Here is a 2,637-nt window from a genome sequence, read left to right as displayed (position 1 = left end):
ACGTCCCGACCCGGACAGTGCGGTAGCCCGGCAGCGCCACGGACGGGATGGCCTCGACCCTGGCGTGCCCGATCATGCGCGGCATGTCCGCGGCGGCGGGGGCGTACACCCTGGCCTCGTGGCCGTGTCGCTCGAGGTGGCGAAGGATCTGCAGGACGCTCCCGGTCACACCGTTCATGTGCGGGAGGAAGGATTCCGTCACGATCGCTGCTCTCACGCGATCAGGATCCCGCCCGTTTCCGCCCCGCATCGCCGGAAACGGGCAGGATCACGGAGTGTTCACCGGATGCACCGCGATCGGTCACCCGGCGTCCGCCGCCGCGCCCCCTGCCCGTCCTCCTTCGTTCTTCCAGGACTCCGTGACGCCCCCGGGGCTAGGCTGGCGCGCATGAGTACCGACGACACCGCCGCCGCGGACATGAAGCGCAAGTTCAAGGAGGCGCTCGAGAAGAAGAACGCCCAGCAGCACCAGGGCGAGGCGCACCTGAACGGCGACTCCGCCGTGCACGGCACGCACGGCGCGCAGACCAGGCGCGAGTTCCGCCGCAAGAGCGGCTGATCCCCATCCACCACGGGGGGGCGTCGACGAGCGATCGTCGGCGCCCCCTCGTCGTCCGTGCATCTGCGCCAAAGGCTGGGAATCCACAGCGAGCGGGGTTAGCGTCGAAGGGTGATCGTTTCCTCCGCCCCTGCCGCGCCCGTGCGCAGAGCACGCGCCGTGCGCCCGATCCTGGCGCTCGTGGCCGGCGCGCTGCTGATGGCGCCGCTCGCCGTGGCGGCGCCGGCGTATGCGGACGACTACCCGTCCTGGCAGGACGTGCAGAACGCGCAGGGGAACGAGCAGGCCACGCAGGATGAGATCACCCGCATCAACGACGCGCTCGCCGCGGCGCAGCAGAAGGCTGCGGAGGCCTCGACCGCGGCGATGAAGGCCGCCCAGGCCGCGGACTCCGCCCGGGCCGATGCGCAGGCGGCCGCGCAGCGCGCCGACGAGCTGGGCGCGCAGGCCGCCGCCGCCGAGCAGGCCGTGCAGCAGACGCACGAGCAGGTCGGCACGGTCGTGGCCGGCCGCGCCCGCACCGAGACGACCGCCCCCCTCAGCGTGCGGCTGTTCACCGGGGCGGATCCCGATCAGCTGCTCACGCGCCTGGGCGTGCTGCAGCAGCTCGACTCGACGTGGGCGAAGCTCGACGAGCGCGCGCGCGAGGCGGAGAGCGTCGCGACATCGCTGCAGGATCAGGCACAGACCGCCCGCGCTGCGCGGGACGCGCTCGCGACCGCCGCGGAGGATGCGGCGCAGAAGGCGAAGGCCGCTGCGGACGCCGAAGCGGCCGCGGTCGCCGACCTGCAGGGCCATGTCACCACGCTGTACGCGCAGCTCGCGACGCTGAAGGACACCACGGCCGACGTCGAGCGGCGCTACCGGATCGGCCAGCAGGTCGCCGAGCAGGAGCGCGAAGCCGCGGCCAACGCGGGTTCGAGCGGATCCGCCGGCGGCGGCTACGGGGGCGGTGGCGGGAGCGACCTCGGCGGGGGTGGCGTGAACGTCGACCCCGCGGGCGCGCAGGCCTACGCCGCCGGCCAGCTCGGCAACTACGGCTGGGGCCAGGACCAGTTCTCCTGCCTTTACCGGCTGTGGACGCAGGAGTCGAGCTGGCGCGCGGATGCGCTGAACCCGGACAGCGGCGCCTACGGGATCCCCCAGGCGCTGCCGGCCGACAAGATGGCGGCGGCCGGGCCGGACTGGCGCACGAACGGCGACACCCAGATCGACTGGGGTCTCAGCTACATCCAGGGCCGCTACGGATCCCCGTGCGGGGCCTGGGCGCACGAGGTCGCGAACAACTGGTACTGAGCGGTCGCGGGCTCAGCGCTCCGCGATCGCCTCACGGGCGGCATCGAGCACGACCGGATCCGCACAGCCGCGCGCGAAGCCCGCGATCCTGCGGCGGATCTCCCGCCCCAGCACCATCGTGCCGATCCGCTCGGCGACGGGTGCGAGCCATGCGGGGCGGCAGGTGAAGCTGTACTTCCAGACGGCGCGGGTGCCTCCGTCGACCGCTTCGAAACGCCAGCCGGCACCGAGCGTGCGGAGGAACCACGGCCCCTTCTCCATCACCATCCCCACGTTCGTCGGCGGCGCGTACGAGACGTAGTGGGTGATCATCGACAGGCCGAACCGCTGCCGGGTGAAGGTGCGCACCCCCTTGGCCGGCGCCATGGCCCCGTCCAGGAAGTGCTGCGCGTGGATGAAGCCGTCCCAGCGCCGGCGCACCTCACCGGTGGTCTGCGACACCGCATATGCCAGGGCGGGCGGGATCGGGACGGTGACGGCGGCGTGGACGACGGGCATGCTCCGACGCTATCGCCCCCTGGCACGATCGCAGGACGCGAACGGCTGCCGGGCCGGCGCGAGGAGCGCCGACAGCGCTCCCGCCCCGGCCCGGCCCGTCGATCCGGCTCAGCCGCGACCGGCGCGAGCGCGCGCCCGCGCCTGCTTCGCGGCCATCTCCTCGACCGCGGCCTGCCCGAGAGTCGCGGTGCCGACGGGCTACTCCTTCAACCTCGACGGCACGGCGATCTACCTGACGATGGCGTCGCTGTTCATCGCCACGGGCCTCGGCCAGCCGATGTCGA

General features: G+C 73.1%; 3 protein-coding genes and 2 pseudogenes. 3 read left to right on the top strand and 2 right to left on the bottom strand.

Annotation, left to right across the window (positions count from 1 at the left end; translation table 11 throughout):
* Window positions 1–202: pseudogene (locus B7X32_RS20205) on the bottom strand (alpha-mannosyltransferase); the annotation flags it as partial.
* Window positions 203–388: 186 nt separating this feature from the next.
* Here B7X32_RS20205 and B7X32_RS20200 point away from each other — a divergent pair.
* Entirely contained in the window at window positions 389–559 is a 171-nt protein-coding gene (locus B7X32_RS20200; protein WP_160299713.1) for a DUF5302 domain-containing protein, read from the top strand.
* Window positions 560–670: 111 nt separating this feature from the next.
* Window positions 671–1,855, top strand: a complete 1,185-nt coding sequence (locus B7X32_RS20195; RefSeq protein ID WP_292723852.1) for a hypothetical protein — start codon at window positions 671–673, stop codon at window positions 1,853–1,855.
* 12 nt (window positions 1,856–1,867) lie between these two features.
* Here the strand turns inward: B7X32_RS20195 and B7X32_RS20190 are convergent, their stop codons facing one another.
* Window positions 1,868–2,353: an SRPBCC family protein gene (locus tag B7X32_RS20190; protein ID WP_292723850.1), complete on the bottom strand. Its 486-nt coding sequence runs from the start codon at window positions 2,351–2,353 to the stop codon at window positions 1,868–1,870.
* Window positions 2,354–2,534: 181 nt separating this feature from the next.
* On the opposite strand from B7X32_RS20190, the pseudogene B7X32_RS20185 reads away from it, so the two are divergent.
* Window positions 2,535–2,637 (top strand): annotated as a pseudogene (locus B7X32_RS20185) (cation:dicarboxylase symporter family transporter); the annotation flags it as partial.

The sequence above is a fragment of the Microbacterium sp. 13-71-7 genome (genome assembly GCF_002257455.1).
Taxonomy (GTDB): Bacteria; Actinomycetota; Actinomycetes; order Actinomycetales; family Microbacteriaceae; genus Microbacterium.
Note: the sequence above shows the minus strand (reverse complement) of the source record. Positions and strands in the feature narration are given on the sequence as shown.

Bases quoted from the DNA above. Each gene is read 5' to 3' on its own strand.
- B7X32_RS20200 (WP_160299713.1), top strand. From the start codon at position 389: ATGAGTACCGACGACACCGCCGCCGCGGACATGAAGCGCAAGTTCAAG.
- B7X32_RS20190 (WP_292723850.1), bottom strand. From the start codon at position 2,353: ATGCCCGTCGTCCACGCCGCCGTCACCGTCCCGATCCCGCCCGCCCTG.